The organism is Pseudomonas sp. MS646 (assembly GCF_036693845.1).
Classification (GTDB): Bacteria; Pseudomonadota; Gammaproteobacteria; order Pseudomonadales; family Pseudomonadaceae; genus Aquipseudomonas; species Aquipseudomonas chlororaphis_E.
The window spans coordinates 5225603-5244548 of record NZ_CP144763.1 but is presented as its reverse complement, the minus strand read 5'-3'; the positions used below and the strand labels follow the sequence as shown (position 1 = coordinate 5244548).

The 18946-nt window shown below is 62.5% G+C and carries 17 protein-coding genes; 3 read left to right on the top strand and 14 right to left on the bottom strand.

Annotated features, from left to right (window positions below):
* The first annotated feature begins 13 nt into the window (after positions 1-13).
* Positions 14-229, top strand: a complete 216-nt coding sequence (locus V3H56_RS23120; RefSeq protein ID WP_042730989.1) for a hypothetical protein — start codon at positions 14-16, stop codon at positions 227-229.
* On the opposite strand, the gene yacG is transcribed toward V3H56_RS23120, so the two are convergent.
* The 5 genes from yacG to pilB are packed head-to-tail and all read right to left on the bottom strand — an operon-like array spanning position 226 to position 4856.
* Entirely contained in the window at positions 226-432 is a 207-nt protein-coding gene (gene yacG / locus V3H56_RS23115; RefSeq protein WP_042730990.1) for a DNA gyrase inhibitor YacG, read from the bottom strand. The genes V3H56_RS23120 and yacG overlap by 4 nt on opposite strands.
* Positions 429-1052, bottom strand: coding sequence for a dephospho-CoA kinase (gene coaE / locus V3H56_RS23110; protein WP_338473907.1), 624 nt, complete (start codon positions 1050-1052; stop codon positions 429-431). Before coaE ends, yacG begins: the two co-directional genes overlap by 4 nt.
* Before the next feature lie 12 nt (positions 1053-1064).
* The gene (locus V3H56_RS23105) at positions 1065-1934 is read right to left on the bottom strand and encodes an A24 family peptidase (RefSeq protein ID WP_042730992.1); all 870 of its coding nucleotides are present in this window, start codon (positions 1932-1934) and stop codon (positions 1065-1067) included.
* Between the two features lies 1 nt (position 1935).
* Entirely contained in the window at positions 1936-3153 is a 1218-nt protein-coding gene (locus V3H56_RS23100; RefSeq protein WP_042730993.1) for a type II secretion system F family protein, read from the bottom strand.
* Between the two features lie 2 nt (positions 3154-3155).
* Entirely contained in the window at positions 3156-4856 is a 1701-nt protein-coding gene (pilB, locus tag V3H56_RS23095) for a type IV-A pilus assembly ATPase PilB (protein WP_338473906.1), read from the bottom strand.
* Positions 4857-5086: 230 nt separating this feature from the next.
* Between pilB and V3H56_RS23090 the strand changes: the two genes are divergently transcribed.
* Positions 5087-5494 (top strand): pilin, encoded by a 408-nt coding sequence (locus tag V3H56_RS23090; RefSeq protein ID WP_042730995.1) that lies wholly within the window; start codon positions 5087-5089, stop codon positions 5492-5494.
* A gap of 264 nt (positions 5495-5758) precedes the next feature.
* Positions 5759-6112, top strand: coding sequence for a BON domain-containing protein (locus V3H56_RS23085; RefSeq protein ID WP_042730996.1), 354 nt, complete (start codon positions 5759-5761; stop codon positions 6110-6112).
* A gap of 265 nt (positions 6113-6377) precedes the next feature.
* Here the strand turns inward: V3H56_RS23085 and V3H56_RS23080 are convergent, their stop codons facing one another.
* The 9 genes from V3H56_RS23080 to V3H56_RS23040 form a co-directional block, all read right to left on the bottom strand.
* A complete protein-coding gene (locus V3H56_RS23080; protein ID WP_042730997.1) occupies positions 6378-6674 on the bottom strand; it encodes a DUF2845 domain-containing protein in 297 nt (98 codons plus the stop codon).
* 1 nt (position 6675) lies between these two features.
* Positions 6676-9609, bottom strand: coding sequence for a DUF748 domain-containing protein (locus V3H56_RS23075; protein WP_338473905.1), 2934 nt, complete (start codon positions 9607-9609; stop codon positions 6676-6678).
* A gap of 116 nt (positions 9610-9725) precedes the next feature.
* Positions 9726-10742 (bottom strand): class I SAM-dependent methyltransferase, encoded by a 1017-nt coding sequence (locus tag V3H56_RS23070; protein ID WP_042732714.1) that lies wholly within the window; start codon positions 10740-10742, stop codon positions 9726-9728.
* A gap of 189 nt (positions 10743-10931) precedes the next feature.
* Entirely contained in the window at positions 10932-12869 is a 1938-nt protein-coding gene (gene acs, locus V3H56_RS23065; protein ID WP_042728798.1) for an acetate--CoA ligase, read from the bottom strand.
* A gap of 192 nt (positions 12870-13061) precedes the next feature.
* On the bottom strand, positions 13062-14726 hold the full coding sequence (gene pgi / locus V3H56_RS23060) for a glucose-6-phosphate isomerase (RefSeq protein WP_042728797.1): 1665 nt from the start codon (positions 14724-14726) through the stop codon (positions 13062-13064).
* A gap of 327 nt (positions 14727-15053) precedes the next feature.
* Complete coding sequence (gene panC / locus V3H56_RS23055) at positions 15054-15914, bottom strand: pantoate--beta-alanine ligase (protein WP_042728796.1); 861 nt, start codon at positions 15912-15914, stop codon at positions 15054-15056.
* On the bottom strand, positions 15911-16711 hold the full coding sequence (panB, locus tag V3H56_RS23050; protein WP_042728795.1) for a 3-methyl-2-oxobutanoate hydroxymethyltransferase: 801 nt from the start codon (positions 16709-16711) through the stop codon (positions 15911-15913). Before panB ends, panC begins: the two co-directional genes overlap by 4 nt.
* Positions 16712-17038: 327 nt before the next feature.
* Entirely contained in the window at positions 17039-17524 is a 486-nt protein-coding gene (gene folK, locus V3H56_RS23045; protein ID WP_042728794.1) for a 2-amino-4-hydroxy-6-hydroxymethyldihydropteridine diphosphokinase, read from the bottom strand.
* A 3-nt stretch (positions 17525-17527) separates the two neighbouring features.
* The gene (locus tag V3H56_RS23040) at positions 17528-18928 is read right to left on the bottom strand and encodes a polynucleotide adenylyltransferase PcnB (protein ID WP_042728793.1); all 1401 of its coding nucleotides are present in this window, start codon (positions 18926-18928) and stop codon (positions 17528-17530) included.
* Positions 18929-18946 lie beyond the last annotated feature (18 nt).

Below are 18946 nucleotides of genomic sequence, written 5' to 3'. Positions count from 1 at the left end.
CAGGAGCACAGCAATGAGTGTTTATGAGTGGGCGAGACAAGAGATCAGGCGTAGCCACGATGCCGCGATGGAGATTGGTTTCGACCCGGGCTTGAGCCTGCGTGCCTTGCTCAGTGCAATCGTGCAACAGAGCAAGACAGTGCGCAGCGCCGAGGACCTGGCCGATGAGTTGAGCTTCCTCGCGGAAAACCTCGACGATCAACAGGACTACGGTTTCATGCGGCCTTAATGATGGGAGCGGGGGTTGAAGTCCTCGCTGAACAGCTCATCCTCGGCCTCCGGGCTGACCGGGATCTTGTGTTCCTCGGACGCCCATGCGCCCAGGTCGATCAGTTTGCAGCGATCGGAGCAGAACGGCCGGAACGTGCTCTGCGGGCTCCATTCGACGGGTGCGCCGCAGGTTGGGCAATCAACGGTTGGGGTTTGGCTCATGACTGGCCTCCACGCAAAGTAAGGTAAAAGTGGTGCAGCCGCTCGACCTCGCTGTGCAACCAGGCGAGGTCGCGGTCGTTGACCACCACGTCGTCGGCATGGCTCAGGCGGTCCTGGCGGCTGGATTGGGCCTTGAGGATCGCCTGGACCTGCTGTTCGCTGGTCTGGTCACGCTGCAGCGTGCGTTCGACCTGCAACTGTTCCGGGGCGTCGATCACCAGGATGCGCCGGGTCATGGCGTATTGTCCCGATTCGATCAACAACGGCGATACCAGAATCGCGTAGGGCGATTGTGCCTGTGCCAGATGATGGGCGATTTCATCGGCGATCAACGGATGCAACAGCGCCTCGAGCCAGCGGCGTTCATCGGCATTTTCGAAGATCAACTTGCGCAGCGCCGCTCGATCCAGGGTGCCGTCGGCCTGCAACACGCCTGGGCCGAAGTGTTCGGCGATTCGGGCCAGCGCCGGGCGGCCGGGTTCGACCACCCAGCGCGCCGCGTGATCGGCGTCGATGACATGCACGCCCAGGTCGATGAAGTGCTGGGCCGCCGCGCTCTTGCCGCTGCCAATGCCACCGCTCAGGCCGAGAATCCAGGGTTTTTCCTTGAGGTTATTCATAGTGAATCGACATTAGAAACCGACAGCCTGCCAATAGAAGTCGGTTATTTGACCACCCCAGAGCAATGCAATCCAGCCGGCAATGGCCAGAAAAGGGCCAAAGGGGATCTGCGTCGACCCCGGGGCGTTGCGCAGGCGCAGCACGATGACCCCGATCACAGCCCCCACCAGCGACGACAGCAACAAGGTCAGTGGCAGGATCTGCCAGCCACCCCAGGCGCCTAGCATCGCCAACAGCTTGAAGTCACCGTAGCCCATGCCTTCCTTGCCCGTGAGCAACTTGAACACCCAATACACCGACCACAAGGCCAGATAGCCCGCCACCGCTCCCCACATGGCCTGGTTCAAAGAGGCGAACAGGCCGAAGCTGTTGACGATCAGGCCCAGCCATAACAGCGGCAGGACCAGGGTATCGGGGAGCAGTTGGTGTTCGGCGTCGATCAGGCTCATGGCCAGGAGACCCCAGGTCAACACCATCACCCCTGCGGCTTGCCAGCCGAAGCCCAAATGCCAGGCGACGAACGCTGACAGCACACCGCAGGCCAGTTCCGTCAACGGGTAACGCCGGCCAATGGGAGCGGAGCAACTCGAACAGCGGCCGCGCAGCATCAGGTAGCTGAGCAGCGGGATGTTTTCCCAGGCCCGGATGCGATGGCCACAGTGGGGGCACTGAGAGTGGGGCAGCATCAGGTTGTAGACCGGGCCGGGGGCTTCGGCCGGCAGGCCCAGCAGGTCGTGGGCCTGCACGCGCCATTCGCGGCTGAGCATCTTCGGCAGACGCCACACCAGTACGTTGAGGAAGCTGCCGACGATCAGCCCGAGCAGCAACGCAGTGAGCACGAAGGCCAGGGGATAAAGCACGAAGAATTCGCTCAGGGGCATGTCAGATCGCAGAGCCGAGTTGAAAGATGGGCAGGTACATGGCAACCACCAGGCCACCGACGACCAACCCCAGGATCACCATGATGAAGGGTTCCATCAGGCTGGTGAGGTTGTCCACCAGATTGTCCACTTCGGCTTCGTAAAAGCTTGCCACCTTGTCGAGCATGTCATCCAGCGCGCCGGACTCTTCGCCGATGGCCGTCATCTGGATCGCCAGGTTCGGGAAGATGCCGGAAGCGCGCATGGAGAAATTCAATTGCATGCCGGTCGAGACGTCCTGCTTGATGCGTTGCACCGCTTGCTTGAACACCACGTTGCCGGTGGCGCCGGAAACCGAATCCAGGGCCTCCACCAACGGGACGCCCGCGGCGAAGGTGGTGGACAGCGTGCGGGCGTAGCGGGCCACGGCGGTCTTGTACATCAGCGTGCCGATCAGCGGCAGCTTCAGCATCCATTTATCGCGCCAGTCACGCAGCGCCGCGGAGCGCTTGAGGGCGTACTTCACACCAAAGAACAGGCCGACCAACAGGGCCAGTATCAGCCACCAATAGCGCTGCATGAACTCCGACAGGCCGATGACCATTAGCGTGAAGGCCGGCAATTGCGCGCCGAAGCCGGAGAACACCGACTCGAACTGGGGCACCACCTTGACCAGCAGGATGCCGGTGACCACGGCCGCGACGAGCACCACGGCCGCCGGGTAGGTCATGGCCTTCTTGATCTTGGCCTTGAGCGCCTCGGTCTTTTCCTTGTAGGTCGCGATCCGGTCCAGCAGCGTGTCCAGGGCGCCGGCCTGTTCGCCGGCATCCACCAGGTTGCAGTACAGCTCGTCAAAATACTGCGGGCATTTGCGCAGTGCCGCGGCGAAGCTGTTGCCGGCCGCGACTTCCTGCTTCACCTCGTCCACCAGCTTGCGCATGTTGGGGTTGTCGAAGCCCTCGCCAATGATGTCGAACGCCTGCAACAGCGGCACGCCGGCCTTGAGCATCGTGGCCATCTGGCGAGTGAAGAGGGCGATGTCCAACGGCTTGATGCGCTTGCCCTTGCTGAAGATCGAAGAGGTCTTCTTGCGCACCTTCTGCGGGTTGATGCCTTGCTTGCGTAACTGGGCCTTGACCAGGGCGGTGCTCTGCCCCGTCAGCTCGCCGGTCATCCTCGTGCCTTTGCGGTCCTTGCCTTCCCAGGTGTAAACATCGGTTTTGACTGCCTTGACCGCCATGTTCAATCCTTGGTGACGCGGTTGATTTCTTCGAGGCTGGTGACGCCCTGCATCACTTTGAGCAGCCCCGAGGTGCGCAGGTCATTGAAACCGTCCTTGCGCATTTGCAGGTCGATTTCCAACGAGTTGCCTTCGGCCATGATCAGGCGTTGCAACTGAGGGGTATTCCTGACCACTTCGTAGACCCCCACGCGCCCTTTGTAGCCACTGTTGCACTGCTGGCAACCGACCGGCTCATAGATCGTGAATGAGCCGATGCGTTCCCGGGGGAAGCCTTCCTTGAGCAGGGTTTCGTCGGGAATCTCGAGGGCTTTCTTGCAGTGGTTGCACAACTTGCGCGCCAGCCGCTGGGCGATGATCAAGTGCACGGCGGTGGCGATGTTGAAGCCGGGGATGCCCATGTTCTGCAAGCGGATCAGGGTTTCCGCCGCGCTGTTGGTGTGCAGCGTGGAGAGCACCAGGTGACCGGTCTGGGCGGCCTTGATGGCGATCTCGGCGGTTTCCAGGTCGCGGATCTCGCCGACCATGATCACGTCCGGGTCCTGGCGCAGGAAAGAGCGCAGGGCCTGGGCGAAATCCAGCCCCTGGCGCGAGTTCACGTTGACCTGGTTGATGCCTTCCATGTTGATCTCCACCGGATCCTCGGCGGTGGAAATGTTGATGTCCACGGTGTTGAGAATGTTCAGCCCGGTGTAGAGCGATACGGTCTTGCCCGAGCCGGTGGGCCCGGTGACCAGGATCAGCCCCTGGGGTTGCTTGAGCGCCGCCATGTACAGCGCTTTCTGGTCGGGCTCGTAGCCCAGGGCGTCGATGCCCATTTGCGCGCTGGAAGGGTCGAGGATCCGGATGACCACTTTTTCGCCCCAGAGCGTGGGCAGGGTGTTGACCCGGAAATCGATCGACTTGTTTTTCGACAGGCGCATTTTCAGGCGTCCGTCCTGGGGCTTGCGGCGCTCGGAAATGTCCAGGCTGGCCATGACCTTCAGCCGTGCGGCGATACGGCCGGCCAGTTGGGTGGGCGGCTTGGCCACTTCACGTAGCATGCCGTCGGTGCGCACCCGCACCCGATAGGATTTTTCATACGGCTCGAAGTGCAGGTCGGAGGAACCGCCCTTGATCGCGTCCAGCAACATCTTGTTGACGAACCGCACCACCGGCGCGTCGTCGGCGTCCTGGCCAGCAAGGGTGTCCTGCTTGCGATCGTCGTCCGACTCGATGTCCAGGCCGTCGAGGTCGACATCACCCATGCCCTCCAGGCCGGTGCTGCTGGACTCGAAGAACTTTTCGATGGCGTCGCTGAGTTTGTCGTCCTCCACCAGGATGGCTTCGGTGGTCAGGCCGGTGCTGAACTGAATGTCATTGATGGCCTGGTGGTTGGTTGGATCGGAGATGCCCACGAACAACTTGTTGCCACGTCGCCAGAGCGGCAAGGCGTGGTGTTGGCGGACCAGTTTTTCGCTGACCAGGCCGGCGGGCTGGTTCTCCTTGTCGAGGCTGTTGAGATCCAGCAGGGCGACGCCGAAATGCTCCGAGGCAATTTCCGCAACCTGACGACTCTGGACCAGTTTGTTCTGTACCAGGTAGCTGACCAGGGGCATGCGATTGCGCTGGGCCTGCTGGTACGCCTGCTGGGCATTCTGCTCGGTGATCAGTTCAGCCAACACCAGTTGCTTGGTCAAGCCGCTGAGTGCGATGTCATTCATGGGCATGGGGATACCAGACGCGGACAGTTCATGACTTATAGCCTAGTCAAGCATCGACGCCAAACCAGCGAGGCGGGGTGACAAAAAGTGTCAGATAGTGCGGTTGTTGGGGTAGGACGCAAGGCTTCTGGCCGGCGAAGTCCTTTGTCAGTGGCGTCTTGAGGGTTGGCATGTGCCGTGCAATAGCCGCCTCAGGACATGAGATTCCGCCTCATGCGATGGAGAAGTCTATGAGCAAGCAAAAAGGTTTTACCCTGATCGAACTGCTGATCGTCGTGGCGATCATCGGCATCCTGGCGACGTTTGCGTTGCCGCAGTATTCCAGGTACCAGGCGCGAGCGAAGGCTACCGCCGGACTGGGGGAAATATCCGCGCTGAAGGTAGCGTACGAGGATCAGATGAATCAGGGGGTTACGCCAACGTTGGCCCTCATGAACGCCCCGTCCACAACCAATAATTGCGCCATCTCGCTAACAGGTACAGCCACGACGGCAGGCTCTATCATTTGTACCCTCCAGAACGCCCCTGCCGCCATAGCAGGTAAAACGATCACGCTTAGCCGTGATGTCAATGGCGCCTGGACATGCGCATCCACCGCACCCAAGGAATACCTGCCGACCGCTTGCCCTGGTACCTGATACTGCGCGGCGATGGGGCACTCCCTCGCCGTTTAAAACCTTCTTTGATTCATCAGCTTAGCGGCGAGGCAGAATCGGCAAGTTGCATGTTGAAAATGGGAGGCTCATGCAATTTGCATGATTATGAATTTTGCCGCTTCGCTTAACTATTTGATTTATAAGGAATTAATTGATTTATCAAAACTGGCACAGCCTTCGCACTACTCCTGGTAACCCTGCTGGATGCAAATCCGGCAGTTTCTGAGAAAAACAGGAGTTACTCGTATGAAGAAGTTCGCTATCACTGCCGCTGCTGCAACCGCTCTGACCCTGACCATGGCTAGCGCATTCGCCGAGACCACTCAAGCAACTCAGGCTCCAATGATGCTGGCTGCTGGCGAAGTGACCAAGGCGAAGGAAACCACTTCCGACACCTGGATCACCACCAAGGTCAAGGCTGACCTGCTGACCGAAAAAGGTATTCCAGGCTCCGACATCAAAGTTGAAACCAACAAAGGTGTTGTGTCGCTGTCCTCCACCGTGGCCGTGACTGATTCGCAAAAAGACATGGCCGTGGCCATTGCCAAGAAAATCAAAGGCGTCAAAGCCGTCTCAGCTGATGGCCTGAAAGCCGAGTAAGGCTGACGAGTTCTCGCCTGGACCGGGAGAAGGCGCGGCAAGCGGGCTGAGTCATACGCCTGCCGTTGCTTTTGAAGTTCATGCGAAGGCCACACGGACGTGGCCATTACAGGCCCCCGGCATACGTGCCGGGGGCCTGTTCTATTCAGGGGTGGAAAACTGGCGTGAGCGGGGGTGGTGGGTATTCGCGAGCAGGCCCGCTCCCACATGGGGTGGCCTGCACGATCCCTGTGGGAGCGAGCTTGCTCGCGAAGAGGGCGCCCTTTCAGCGCCCGCGCTTGCCGGTGATCTGCACCAACCGGTTTCCCTCAAAACGCAGGTACTGGTACATGCCGCTGTTGGGGCCGTAGGTCCATTCCTCAACCGGGTATTCTTCCCGGCGATTGACGCTGCGCTTGTAGCCCAGGTCGTCCCGCGCCGCAGGCTCGCCACACTTTTGCAGCACTTCGCTGGAGCGGTCGCCGACGCTGATCAACTGGCTGCCGCAACGCAGCGTATCGGCCGCCGATGCCGTGCCGGCGGCCAGCCATGCGCCCAGGCCGAGCAGGTACAAACACTTCATCTTATTCGGCATCCAGGTGCATGGGGGTAATGACGCGTCCGTCGCTCTCGGCCTGGCCGAGGCTGGCGTCGATGAAATAGACGCGGTCGTCGGCCAGGCGCCCCTTGTCCACCAAAAAGTCCTTGATGCTACCGGCCCGCTCTTGCCCCAGTTGGCGCAGCAACACATCACTGCCGCTCCAGAACTTGATCACGCTTTCGCGCAGCTTGTCGGTGCGCGCTTTTTTATCCAGTTGCGCCCATTCGGCCGGCGGCTGGGTCTTGAGGCGGGTGCGATAGATGCCTTCGAGCAACGGCGCCTTTTCATCTTCGGGCACCTGCAACAGCGAGGCCTGGGCCGGCACCTTGTCGCCGCGCCGCTGCAGCATCTTGTAGTAGTTGTACTGGTATTCACGTTCCAGGCGCTGGGCGGCGAGCAGCGGGCCGTCGCTGCTTTCGGCCGCCGTGCCTTCGATCTCCAGGCGCAGTTCCGGGCGCTTGCCCAAGGCTTCGGAAAGTTTGAGCAGCACGCCCTCGCTTTCTTTGCTCAAGTCGCTTGAACCTGGGGCGAATGCCACGCTGCCGAGGTCCTCCGAACCGCCACCGGACACCAGCCCGCCGATGAGCTTGAACGGCGCCTGCGCCGCGCGGACCACCAGGTTGCGCAAGGTCTGCCAGACAATCGGCATGACGCTGAATTGCGGGTCGTTGAGGTTGCCGGTCACCGGCAGTTCGATGGAAATCTTGCCTTCGGAGTCCTTCAGTAGTGCGATGGCCAGCTTCAATGGCAGGCTCACGGCGTCCGGGCTGTCGACTTTTTCCCCCAGTTGCAATTGCTCCACCACCACTTTGTTTTCAGCCTGGAGCTGACCCTTGGTGATCCGGTAATGCAGGTCCAGGTTGAGTCGGCCCTTGCGGATACGGTAGCCGGCGAACTTGCCGGAATAGGGGGTCAGGGTGGTCAGCTCGACCCGTTTGAAACTGGTGGCGATGTCGAGGCTGGCCATCGGGTCGAAGGGGTTGACTGCACCCTTGATGGTGACCGGCGCATAGCGGTCGACCTTACCCTTGACGTCGACGCTGGCCGGCTTGGCCTCGCGGCTGTCGATGGTGCCGATCTGGCCGTTGAGCTGTTGGATGGCCGTGGCGAAATTCGGCGTCAGGCTGAAGTCGGCGAAGTTGGCCGAGCCGTCGTTGATGGCGATGCCACCGATGTGAATGCCCAGGGGTTTTTCCGCCGAGGCCGGTTTGGCCGCCGCGGTTTTCGGCGCGCCCTCGGCCGGTTGCGGGATCAACAGGTCATCGACGTTGGTGGTGCGGTCGTCGTTGATCATGAAGCGGGCATAAGGCTGGAACAGGTTGACCTTGTCGATGGAGAGGCGGTCACCGTGCTGGTAGTCGAGGCCTTCGAGGACCAGGCTCTGCCACTTGAGGAAGTCCCGGGTCTTGAGGGTGTCGAGGGTGTGCAATTGATCGACCTGGGCACGGCCGGTCACTGCAAAGGCCAGCGGCTCGGTGCTCTTGAGGTCTACCGCCAGGTCGCTGCCGAGCATCCCGGAGCGCAGTTCCAGGCGAATGAACGGGTTGATGTACGACTGGGCGACTCGCAGGTCGATGTCCTGGGTCTTGACCTTGAGCCGGGCGCTGATCGGGTTCAGGTTCACCTCGCCGTCGGCGAGGATCTTGCCCTGTTTGCCCAGCCCGGTGTCCAGCTTGAGGGTAAAGGGCGAACCGTTGAGCGTGTCGTAGTTCTGCAGGTCCAGGTTCAGCGGGCCGACTTCCAGTGCCACGGCAGGTTGCGCCTGGCGGTCGGCCAGGTGCACCTGGTAATTGCGCAGTTGCACGTCTTTCAACAACACCTGCCAGGGTTTGCTGGGGGCGGCGGGTTCAGGTTTCGGTGAGTCGGCGGCGGCCGGGGCTGAAGCGGGTTCGGCCTTGGCCTGTGGCTTGGCCGGCTGGCTGGCGAAGAGCTTCTGCCAGTCGAGCTGCCCGTCCGCCTCGCGAGCGGCCCAGGTCTCGAGTTTCTGGCTGCGGATCTTGCCCACCACCACTTGTTGCTTGGCCAGGTCGACCGTGGTTTCGCTGACGTCCAGGCGTTCGAGCCTGGCCAATGGCCGGCCATCGGGCGCCTTGATGGCGAAGGGCGCGACGCTGGCGGCGACATTGTCCAGGCGCAGCTCGGTGCCCTTGGCCAGGTTGAGTGTGTAGTCGGTGCTGACGTTCAGCACGCCGTTCTCCAGCACCAGCGGTACGGCGTCGCGGACGTAGGGCCAGAAGGCTTTCATCTGGCCGTCGGTGATCTTGAGTTTACCTTCGGACGCGATGGGCGTAAGGCTGAAGTTACCGGTCCAGTCGACACGTCCGCCGCCAGGGCCGACGGCCACCAAGGTCATGTCGGCGCTGTCGTCGGGCAGGGTGCTGAGGTTCTTCAGCTCGAAATCGAGGGCGTCGTAGAGAAACTCGATCGGCTCGCTGGGGCGCAAGTCCTGGAAGTGCACGTAGCCGCTGGCCAGCTTGATCCGGCCCACACGCAGTGGAAATGGCTTGGCCTCGGGGTCGGCCGGGGTCGGCTCGCTGGCCGGTAGCTTGAACAGGCCCAGCAGGTTCAACTGGCCATCCTTGGCGAACACCACCTCGGTCTTGGGTTTGTCCAGCTCGATGTCGGCCAGGTGCAGGGCGCCTGACCACAGGCTGTCGACCTGCAGGTTGGCGTACAACCGTTCGAAGCCAATCTGCTCCTTGCCCGGTTCGCCAATGCTCAGGCCCCAGAGGGTCACTTCGAGGCTGAACGGATTGAGCTCGACCCGCTGGATCCTGGCGGGCACCGTGGCGTGCTCGGCCAACTGCTGATTGGCGATCCGCAAGGCGACACCGGGCAGGATCAGGAAACCCAACAGGCTGTAGAGGGCCAGTGCGGTCAACAGGGCGCCGAGAGCGCGGAGCAATCCTTTGGGCATGTGCGGCTTCATCTGATGTGAATTCGGAGTGCCTTGGAGTATGGCATGCGTTTGCGGTTCCGAAACCACTGTGATTTATGAGACTTGTCCGCTTCTGCAGTAGGATTGCGCCGGATTCAAAGCTGCAGGATCAACGTCTTGAGCGGCGGCTGATGGTCCATCGAAGGGAAATCGCTGCCGGGCGTCAGTACGCTCCACTCCCGAACCGGGCGGCCAGCTTTTTGCGCGCAGCGCAGCACCTGCTCGCGCCAGTCGTCCATGGGCACCTTCGCCAGGTTGTTGCAGCAGATCAGCACGCCGTCGTCGGCGGTGGTCAGCAGCGCCGGTTTGAGCAGGCTCTGGTAGTCGCGCAGCAGGTCGACGGTACCGAACGCGCTCTTGGCCCAGGCCGGCGGGTCGAGCAGCACCAGATCGTACTGGCGCGGTTCCAGGCGCACATAACTGGGCAGCTTCTGGCCGCGCCGCTGGCTGATGGGCAGGCCGGCCAACTGACGGATCGCCGGGAAGTAGTCCGACTGCACGAACGTCATGGCCGGCAAGGTCGGGTTGAGCAAGCCATTCTCACGGCCGACCGCCAGGTTGCCTTCGGCGAAGTCGAGGTTGCAGACCTCCCGCGCCCCACCGGCGGCCGCGCTCAGGCCGACGCCACAGGTGTAGGCGAACAGGTTCAGCACGCTCTTGCCGCGGCTGTGGGCCTTGACCCAGCCCCGGGCGTTGCGCAGGTCGAGGAACAGCAGCGGATCCTGCCCGGCATGGCGCCCGCGCACGCGGTAGTTCAGGCCCCACTCATGGCCGACCAGGTCTTGCAGGGCGGCTTCGTCAGCCTGGTAGACCGTGTCCTGGCGATCAATGCGCGAGTTGCCCCCCGAGCGGTCGTTGTAGACCAGTAGGGTGTCCAGGCCCAGGTGTTCGTTGACGATTCCGTGCACTTGCAGCAGGGCATCGCGCTCCAGTGACTGGTGGAAGCTCTGCACCAACAGTTGCGGGCCGTAGCGGTCCACGGTCAGGCCGGGTGCGCCTTCCTGGCTGCCATGGAACAGGCGATAGCAGTCGGTGCCTTGCTGGTGCAGTTGGCCAAGCAGGTCCTGACGCTGGTCGAGGGCGGCGCGCAGCGCCTGATTCAAGGAAGACATGCCATGCGCGCCTTAGAGAAATGAGGCGCGGGAGTTTAGCAGCTATGGACAGTGTATGCGGTTCACAGCCGAGCACTGACCATGGCGAGGGAGCTTGCTCCCGCTGGGGCGCGAAGCGGCCCTGTTTTTTTGGGGCGGCTACGCAACCCAGCGGGAGCAAGCTCCCTCGCCACAGGGATTGCGGTGATATCAGCGATTCAGGCGCTTGTCGATCAGCCCTTCCACCACGCTCGGGTCGGCCAGGGTCGAGGTGTCGCCCAGGCTGTCCAGCTCGTTGCAGGCGATCTTGCGCAGGATGCGTCGCATGATCTTGCCCGAGCGGGTCTTGGGTAGCGCCGGTGCCCACTGGATCAGTTCCGGCTTGGCGAAGCTGCCGATCTCCTTGCTGACATGGGCCAGCAGCTCCTGCTGCAACGCTTCGTTGGCCTCGACGCCGTTCATCGGGGTGACGAAGGCATAGATGCCCTGGCCCTTGAGGTCATGGGGATAGCCGACCACCGCCGCTTCGGCAATGCTGTCGTGCAGCACCAGGGCGCTTTCCACTTCGGCGGTGCCGATGCGGTGGCCGGAGACGTTGATCACGTCGTCGATGCGCCCGGTGATCCAGTAATCGCCATCTTCATCGCGACGGGCCCCATCCCCGGTGAAGTAATAGCCGGGGTAAGGCTTGAAGTAGGTGTCGACCATGCGCTGATGGTCACCGTAGACGCTGCGGATCTGCCCGGGCCAACTGGATTTGATGGCCAGCACGCCGCTGCCGGCGCCGCTGATCTCCTTGCCCACTTCGTCCAGCAGCACCGGCTGTACGCCGAACATCGGCCGGGTGGCACAGCCCGGCTTGAGCCGTGGGGCGCTGACCAGCGGGCTGAGCATGATGCCGCCGGTCTCGGTCTGCCACCAGGTATCGACAATCGGGCAGCGCTGTTCGCCGACCGCATTGAAATACCACTCCCACGCTTCGGGGTTGATCGGCTCACCGACACTGCCGAGCAATCGCAGGCTCTGGCGAGAAGTGTCCTGCAGGGGACCGGGGCCTTCGCGCATCAGCGCTCGCAGGGCCGTCGGCGCGGTGTAGAAAATGTTGACCTGGTGCTTGTCGATCACCTGCCAGAAGCGTGAGCTACTGGGATGGCTCGGTACGCCCTCGAAGATCAGCGTGGTGGCGCCGTTGGCCAGCGGTCCGTAGACGATGTAGCTGTGGCCGGTGACCCAGCCGACATCGGCGGTGCACCAGAAGACTTCGTTGTCGCGGTAGTCCAGCACGTACTTGAACGTCATCGCCGCTTGCAGCAGGTAGCCGCCGGTGGTGTGCAGGACACCCTTGGGTTTGCCGGTGCTGCCGGAGGTGTAGAGGATGAACAGCGGGTCCTCGGCGTCCATCGGCTCGGCCGGGCAGTCGTCGCTCGCCTCGTGCATGGCCTGGTGGTACCACAGGTCGCGGCCTTCGACCCAGTTCACCTCGCCCTGGGTGCGCTCGACCACCACCACGGTGCTGACATTCGGGCAGCTTTCCAGGGCCTTGTCGACGTTGCGCTTGAGCGGTATGAAGCGCCCGCCGCGCACGCCTTCGTCCGCGGTGATCACGGTGCGGCAATCGGCGTCGAGAATCCGATCGCGCAGCGAGTCCGGCGAGAAGCCGCCGAACACCACCGAGTGCACCGCACCGATGCGGGTGCAGGCGAGCATGGCGTAGGCTGCTTCCGGAATCATCGGCATGTAGATGCAGACCCGATCGCCTTTTTTCACTCCACGACTTTTCAGCACGTTGGCCAGGCGGCAGACATGGTGATGAAGTTTTTTGTAGGTGATTTGCGCCGATTCGGCGGGGTTGTCGCCTTCCCAGATGATCGCGACCTGGTCGCCACGGGTGTCCAGGTGACGGTCGATGCAGTTGGCGCTGACGTTCAACTTGCCGCCGGCGAACCAGGTCGCGTCGCCGTTCTTGAGGTCATAGCGCTGGACGGTTTGCCAGGGTGCCATCCAGTCGAGAAAGCGCGTGGCCTGTCCGGCCCAGAAGGCGCTGGGGTGTTCGATGGATTCCTTGTAGAGCCGCTGGTACTCGTCCTGACTCAACTGCGCAGCCCGGCGGACGGTGTCGGCTTGGGGGTACTGGCTGATCTCGAACATGACGGATCCTTATTCTTGTTTTTGCGACAAGTCATAAAGATGCACCCAGTGACAGGAGGGTTCAAGTCACGTGCGAAACAACTGTGGGAGCGAGCTTGCTCGCGATAGCGGTGTGTCGGCCCTATTGGTAGCAACTGACACATCGTCTTCGCGAGCAAGCTCGCTCCCACAGGGGCATGCGAACCTCAGGGGTCAGCCGCGATGGCGTCCGCGGAAGTAGTTGATCAGGCCTTGGGTCGAAGCGTCTTCCGCCGGGCTTTCTTCGCTGCCCACCAGACGGTTGTACACGCCTTTGCCCAATTCCTTGCCCAGCTCCACGCCCCATTGATCGAAGGCGTTGATGCCCCAGACCACGCTTTGCACGAACACCTTGTGTTCATACAACGCCACCAGCGCACCCAGGCGCCGCGGGCTGATGCGTTCGACCACCAGGGTGTTGCTCGGACGGTTGCCCGGGATCACCTTGTGGGAAGCCAGTTTCTGTACCTCTTCTTCGCTCGCGCCCTTGTCCCGCAGCTCGGCTTCGGCTTCGGCGCGGGTCTTGCCCAGCATCAGTGCCTGGCTCTGGGACAGGCAGTTGGCGTACAGCCACTGGTGATGGTCGGCGACCGGGTTGAAGCTGACGATCGGCACGATGAAGTCGGCCGGGATCAGTTGCGTGCCCTGGTGCAACAACTGGTGATAGGCATGCTGGCCGTTGCAGCCGACGCCCCCCCAGATCACCGGCCCGGTGTCGGTGGACACGGGGGTGCCGTCCTGGCGCACGCTCTTGCCGTTGGACTCCATGTCCAGCTGTTGCAAGTGCTTGGTGATGTTACGCAGGTAGTGGTCGTACGGCAGGATCGCGTGGCTCTGCGCGCCCCAGAAGTTGCCGTACCACACGCCCAGCAGGGCCAGCAGCACCGGCATGTTCTGTTCGAACGGTGCGCTCTGGAAATGCTGGTCCATGGAGTAGGCCCCGGAGAGCAATTCCTTGAAGTTGGACATGCCGATGGCCAGGGCGATCGGCAGGCCTATGGCCGACCACAGCGAGTAGCGCCCGCCGACCCAGTCCCACATCGGGAAGATGTTTTCTTCGCGGATACCAAAGGCCACGGCAGCGGCGTTGTTGCTCGACACCGCGATGAAGTGGCGATACAGCTCGGCCTCGGAACCGCCCTGGGCGAGGTACCAGGAACGAGCGGCCTGGGCGTTCTTCAAGGTTTCGAGGGTGTTGAAGGATTTCGACGAGACGATGAACAGCGTGGTCTCGGCGCGCAGCTTCATGGTCAGTTCGTGGAATTCGCTGCCGTCGATGTTTGCCAGGTAGTGGCAACGTACGCCTTTGTGCGTGTAGGACAACAGGGCTTCGGACACCAGTTGCGGGCCGAGGAACGAGCCACCGATGCCGATGTTCACCACGTCGGTGATCGGCTTCTCGGTGTAGCCACGCCACAGGCCGTCGTGGATCCGGCCTACCAGGTCGGTGATCTGGTTCAGCACCTTGTGGACTTCCGGCATCACGTTGACGCCGTTGACCGACAGCTTGTCGCCCACTGGGCGGCGCAACGCGGTGTGCAGGGCCGGACGGCCTTCGGACGAGTTGACGATTTCGCCTTCGAACAACGCCTTGATCGCGCCCTGGAGGTCGACTTCGTTGGCCAGGCTGACCAGCAGGTCGCGGGTCTGGGCGTTGATCAGGTTTTTCGAGTAGTCGAGAAACAGGCCACAGCTCGACAGGGTGAATTGGTTGAAACGCTGCGGGTCGGCATTGAACGCTTCGCGCATGCTGAAATCCTGCATGGCTTTGCGGTGGTCATTCAGCGCTTGCCAGGCGGGCAGAGCGGTCACGTCATGAGGGGTTCGGTAGTACGCCATCGCTGCGGGTTTCCTTTTTACTTGAACGACCTTTTGTACACTAAAAATGCCGGCGCGGCATGGGACGGGCGTCCGGACACTGCATCGGGACGATCGCCGGACGCAGGGCGACTACAGTAAACCTCGCGTTGCGATCTGTCTCGGCTTTGTCAGACCTCAGGGCGGTACTTTTTTATACATCGGGGCTGGGGAGGTGGCGACGAGCGGGTGCGGTGCCACGATCTTGTGTGAGAGCGAGCCTGGCGCGCGAAGGCGGTGGCTCAGTCAGCATTGAAACCGACGGATCCACCGCTTTCGCGGGTAGGCTCTTCCCACAGCAGGGTTGGGTCAGAGAGGCGCGTCGAGGTCCAGGTGCAGGTTGTCGATCAACCGGGTGGTCCCGAGGAAGGCGGCCACCAGAATCACCAGGTCGCGATCTTCCTGGGTGGCCGGGCGCAGGGTTCGGGCGTGGCGGACTTCCAGGTAGTCGGGGCGCAGGCCTGCCGCTTGGAGTTGCTGGATCTGCCCGGCGACCAACGCCGGGTAATCGCGCTGTCCCTGCCGGATGGCCTCGGCTATCTGGCTCAGGCCACGATAAACCACAGGGGCGACGGCGCGTTGCTCGGCGCTGAGGAAGCCATTGCGCGACGATAGCGCCAGGCCGTCGTCGGCACGCACGGTTGGTTCGCCGATGATCTGGATCGGCATGTTCAAGTCATGGACCAGCGCGCGGATCACCGCCAGTTGCTGGAAGTCTTTCTGGCCAAACACCGCGATGTCAGGCTGGACCATGTTGAACAGCTTGCTGACCACCGTTGCCACGCCCTCGAAGTGCCCGGGGCGGCTGGCGCCACACAGGCCTTCGGATAACTGCGGGACGCTGACCCGGGTCTGCCCGGTCATGCCGTCTGGGTACATCTCCTCGACGCTGGGGGCGAACAGCAGGTGGCAGCCGGCCTGGAGCAGTTTCTCCTGGTCGGCCGCCAGGGTACGGGGGTACTTGTCCAGGTCTTCGCCGGCGCCGAATTGCAGCGGGTTGACGAAAATGCTCGTCACGACGAAGTCGGCCCGTTGCCCCGCCTTGGTCACCAGCGCCACGTGGCCGCTGTGCAGGTTGCCCATGGTCGGCACGAAGGCGATGCGTTTGCCTTCGCTGCGGGCGCGAGCCACGGCGGCGCGCAGTTCGCGTACGGTTTTGACGGTGTTCATGCGGAGAATCCGTGTTCGACGCCCGGGAAAGTCGCGGCCTTCACTTCGGCTACGTAGGCGCCCAGGGCGGCCTGGATGCTGGTTTGCCCGGCCATGAAGTTCTTCACGAACTTGGGCGAGCGCCCGGTGAGCGACAAGCCGAGCATGTCGTGCAGCACCAGCACCTGGCCGTCGGTGGCGTTACCGGCACCGATCCCGATCACCGGGATCTTCACTGCCTGGGTGATTTCTTCCGCCAGTTCGCTGGGCACGCACTCGAGCAGCAGCATCGCCGCGCCGGCCTGTTCCAGGGCAATGGCATCGGCGCGCATCTGGCGTGCCTGGTTTTCATTGCGCCCCTGGACCTTGTAGCCGCCCAGGATGTTCACCGCCTGCGGCGTCAGGCCCAAGTGCGCGCAGACCGGAATGCCACGTTCGGCCAGCAGCCGGATCGAGTCGGCCAGCCACAAGGCCCCTTCGACCTTGACCATGTGCGCGCCGGCCTGCATCAGCTGGGCGCTGTTGGTCATGGTTTGTTCGAGGGTGGCGTAGGCCATGAATGGCAGGTCGGCGAGGATCAGTGCATCGGTGTTACCGCGTTTGACGGCGGCCACGTGATAAGCCATGTCGGCGGTGGTCACCGGCAGCGTGCTGTCGTGACCTTGCAGCACCATGCCGAGGGAATCGCCCACCAGCAACACTTCGACACCGGCTTCGTTGCAGGCGTGGGCGAAGGTGGCGTCATAGCAGGTCAGCATGGCGATTTTCTCGCCTTTTTGCTTGAGACCTTGCAGCGTGGTCAGGGTAATAGCTGGCATGAAAAAGTCCTCTTCAGGCGCTCGTGAACTACTGCGAGTAACGCGCATGATTCGTCATTTACACAGGCGCACCCTCTTATGCGTGGTGCTTGTAAGGCCTGGATTGCGCCCTTAAACGCCGCGTTGGCGGCTATGGGACGCCTATAGTCGTGAGGAGGACCCGGGAAGTCAATTGGATGTGTTACCGGCGGGTGTTACCGAGGTTACTGATGCGTTTCAGCGAGGAGGGGCGTTTCTGATGTGACTGTCCGGTCCCCACGCCTGAGGCGTAGCTGGCAGCAATGATCCTGAGTTGTGGGCGCGAGCAAGCTCGCTCCCACAAGGGGGTTACACAGGCTTTAGGCGTTCCAGGCCTTCGAACGGGCAAGCGGCAAGCAGGTCCTGGAGCAAGCGTCCATCGGCCAGGCGCAGCTCGGCGGGCGCCAGTTCCGCCAGTGGATACAGGACAAACGCCCGGGCCTGCATGTGGTAATGCGGGACTTTGAGGCGGGGCTCGTCGATCAGGCGGTCGCCGAACAGCAGGATGTCCAGGTCCAGGGTGCGCGGGCCCCAGCGTTCCAGGCGCTCGCGACCTTGGCCGGTTTCGATGGTCTGCAGGGCGTCGAGCAGGTCCAGCGGTGCCAGGCGACTGTCCAGCGCCGCCACCGCATTGGTGTAGCGCGGCTGCCCAGGCAACAGCGAGTCGCTTTGATAGAACGACGAGACGCCTGCCAGTTCGGTATCGGGCAGTTGCGCCAGGGCCTGGAGGGCACTGCGCAGTTGCTCGGCAGGTTCGGCCAGGTTGCTGCCCATGCCGATGTAGACGCGTTCCATCGATTACTCGCCCGACTCGCTCGAAGCACCGGCGCGCTTGCGCTTGGTACCACCCCCGCTGCGACGCCGCTTGCGCGGGCCGCTGCCGGCTTCATCCTTGCCGCTGAGGTCGCGGATCATCTCGCGACGTTCGCTGTCGTTGGCATCCTGGTAGTCGGTCCACCATTCGCCGAGGCCGTCGGTCTGCTCGCCAGCGCTTTCGCGCAGCAACAGGAAGTCGTAGCCGGCACGGAACCGCGGGTTGTCCAGCAGCAGGTCGGCGCGTTTGCCGCTGCGTCGTGGCAGGCGCTCCTGCATGTCCCAGATCTCGCGGATCGGCATCGTGAAGCGTTTTGGAATCGCGATGCGTTGGCACTGTTCGGCAATCAGTTCGTGGGCGGCTTCCTGCATCGCCGGAATCGGCGGCATGCCACGGTCTTGCAGGCGCAATACCCGTGCTGGCAAGGCTGGCCAGAGCAGGGCGGCGAACAGGAACGCCGGGGTCACCGGTTTGTTCTGCTTGATGCGCAGGTCGGTGTTGATCAGGGCTTCGCTGATCAAGGTGTGGGTGTAGGTCGGGTTGTGCTCCAACGCCTCGGCGCTGGCCGGGAACAGCGGATCGAACAGTTGCAGGTCCACCAGCATCTCGAAGGTGTCCGCGGCGTTGCCCGACAGAAACAGCTTGAGCACTTCCTCGAACAACCGCGCCGAAGGGATCTCCCGCAGCATCGGCGCCAGGTCGCGAATCGGCGCGGCGCTGTGTTTTTCGATGCCGAAGTTCAGCTTGGCGGCGAAACGCACGGCCCGCAGCATGCGTACCGGGTCTTCCTGGTAACGCTGCCTGGGGTCGCCGATCAACCGGATCAGATGGTTGCGGATGTCGTGCACGCCATTGGCGTAGTCGAGGATGCGCTCGCTGACCGGGTCGTAGTAGAGGGCGTTGATGGTGAAGTCGCGGCGTTGCGCGTCTTCTTCCAGGGTGCCGTAGACGTTGTCGCGCAGGATGCGCCCGCTCTCGTTGCGAGAAGACTGGTTGCTGTCTTCTTCTTCGTCGTTTTGCGGGTGGTTGGCGCGGAACGTCGCCACTTCGATGATTTCGCGCCCGAAATGGATATGGACCAGCTTGAAGCGCCGGCCAATGATCCGTGCGTTGCGGAATTCGGCCCGGACCTGCTCCGGCGTGGCGCTGGTGGCGACGTCGAAATCCTTGGGCGTGATGTTGAGCAGCATGTCGCGCACACAGCCACCGACCAGGTAAGCCTGGTAGCCGGCGTTCTGCAAGCGTTCGACGATGTTCACCGCATAACGGCTGAACTGGGCCTTTTGTAGCGAATGCTGGCCGATGTTGAGCACTTCAGGCGTGCTGCGAATGTGTTGCGTACGACGCAAGGGAGAACGGAATGACTGGAACAGCTTCTTCAGCATGGGATGCACTGTTTGAAG

Excerpts from the sequence above, each read along its gene's own strand:
- V3H56_RS23120 (WP_042730989.1), top strand. The coding sequence starts at position 14 with ATGAGTGTTTATGAGTGGGCGAGACAAGAGATCAGGCGTAGCCACGAT.
- yacG (WP_042730990.1), bottom strand. The coding sequence starts at position 432 with ATGAGCCAAACCCCAACCGTTGATTGCCCAACCTGCGGCGCACCCGTC.
- coaE (WP_338473907.1), bottom strand. The coding sequence starts at position 1,052 with ATGAATAACCTCAAGGAAAAACCCTGGATTCTCGGCCTGAGCGGTGGC.
- V3H56_RS23105 (WP_042730992.1), bottom strand. The coding sequence starts at position 1,934 with ATGCCCCTGAGCGAATTCTTCGTGCTTTATCCCCTGGCCTTCGTGCTC.
- V3H56_RS23100 (WP_042730993.1), bottom strand. The coding sequence starts at position 3,153 with ATGGCGGTCAAGGCAGTCAAAACCGATGTTTACACCTGGGAAGGCAAG.
- pilB (WP_338473906.1), bottom strand. The coding sequence starts at position 4,856 with ATGAATGACATCGCACTCAGCGGCTTGACCAAGCAACTGGTGTTGGCT.
- V3H56_RS23090 (WP_042730995.1), top strand. The coding sequence starts at position 5,087 with ATGAGCAAGCAAAAAGGTTTTACCCTGATCGAACTGCTGATCGTCGTG.
- V3H56_RS23085 (WP_042730996.1), top strand. The coding sequence starts at position 5,759 with ATGAAGAAGTTCGCTATCACTGCCGCTGCTGCAACCGCTCTGACCCTG.
- V3H56_RS23080 (WP_042730997.1), bottom strand. The coding sequence starts at position 6,674 with ATGAAGTGTTTGTACCTGCTCGGCCTGGGCGCATGGCTGGCCGCCGGC.
- V3H56_RS23075 (WP_338473905.1), bottom strand. The coding sequence starts at position 9,609 with ATGCCCAAAGGATTGCTCCGCGCTCTCGGCGCCCTGTTGACCGCACTG.
- V3H56_RS23070 (WP_042732714.1), bottom strand. The coding sequence starts at position 10,742 with ATGTCTTCCTTGAATCAGGCGCTGCGCGCCGCCCTCGACCAGCGTCAG.
- acs (WP_042728798.1), bottom strand. The coding sequence starts at position 12,869 with ATGTTCGAGATCAGCCAGTACCCCCAAGCCGACACCGTCCGCCGGGCT.
- pgi (WP_042728797.1), bottom strand. The coding sequence starts at position 14,726 with ATGGCGTACTACCGAACCCCTCATGACGTGACCGCTCTGCCCGCCTGG.
- panC (WP_042728796.1), bottom strand. The coding sequence starts at position 15,914 with ATGAACACCGTCAAAACCGTACGCGAACTGCGCGCCGCCGTGGCTCGC.
- panB (WP_042728795.1), bottom strand. The coding sequence starts at position 16,711 with ATGCCAGCTATTACCCTGACCACGCTGCAAGGTCTCAAGCAAAAAGGC.
- folK (WP_042728794.1), bottom strand. The coding sequence starts at position 17,524 with ATGGAACGCGTCTACATCGGCATGGGCAGCAACCTGGCCGAACCTGCC.
- V3H56_RS23040 (WP_042728793.1), bottom strand. The coding sequence starts at position 18,928 with ATGCTGAAGAAGCTGTTCCAGTCATTCCGTTCTCCCTTGCGTCGTACG.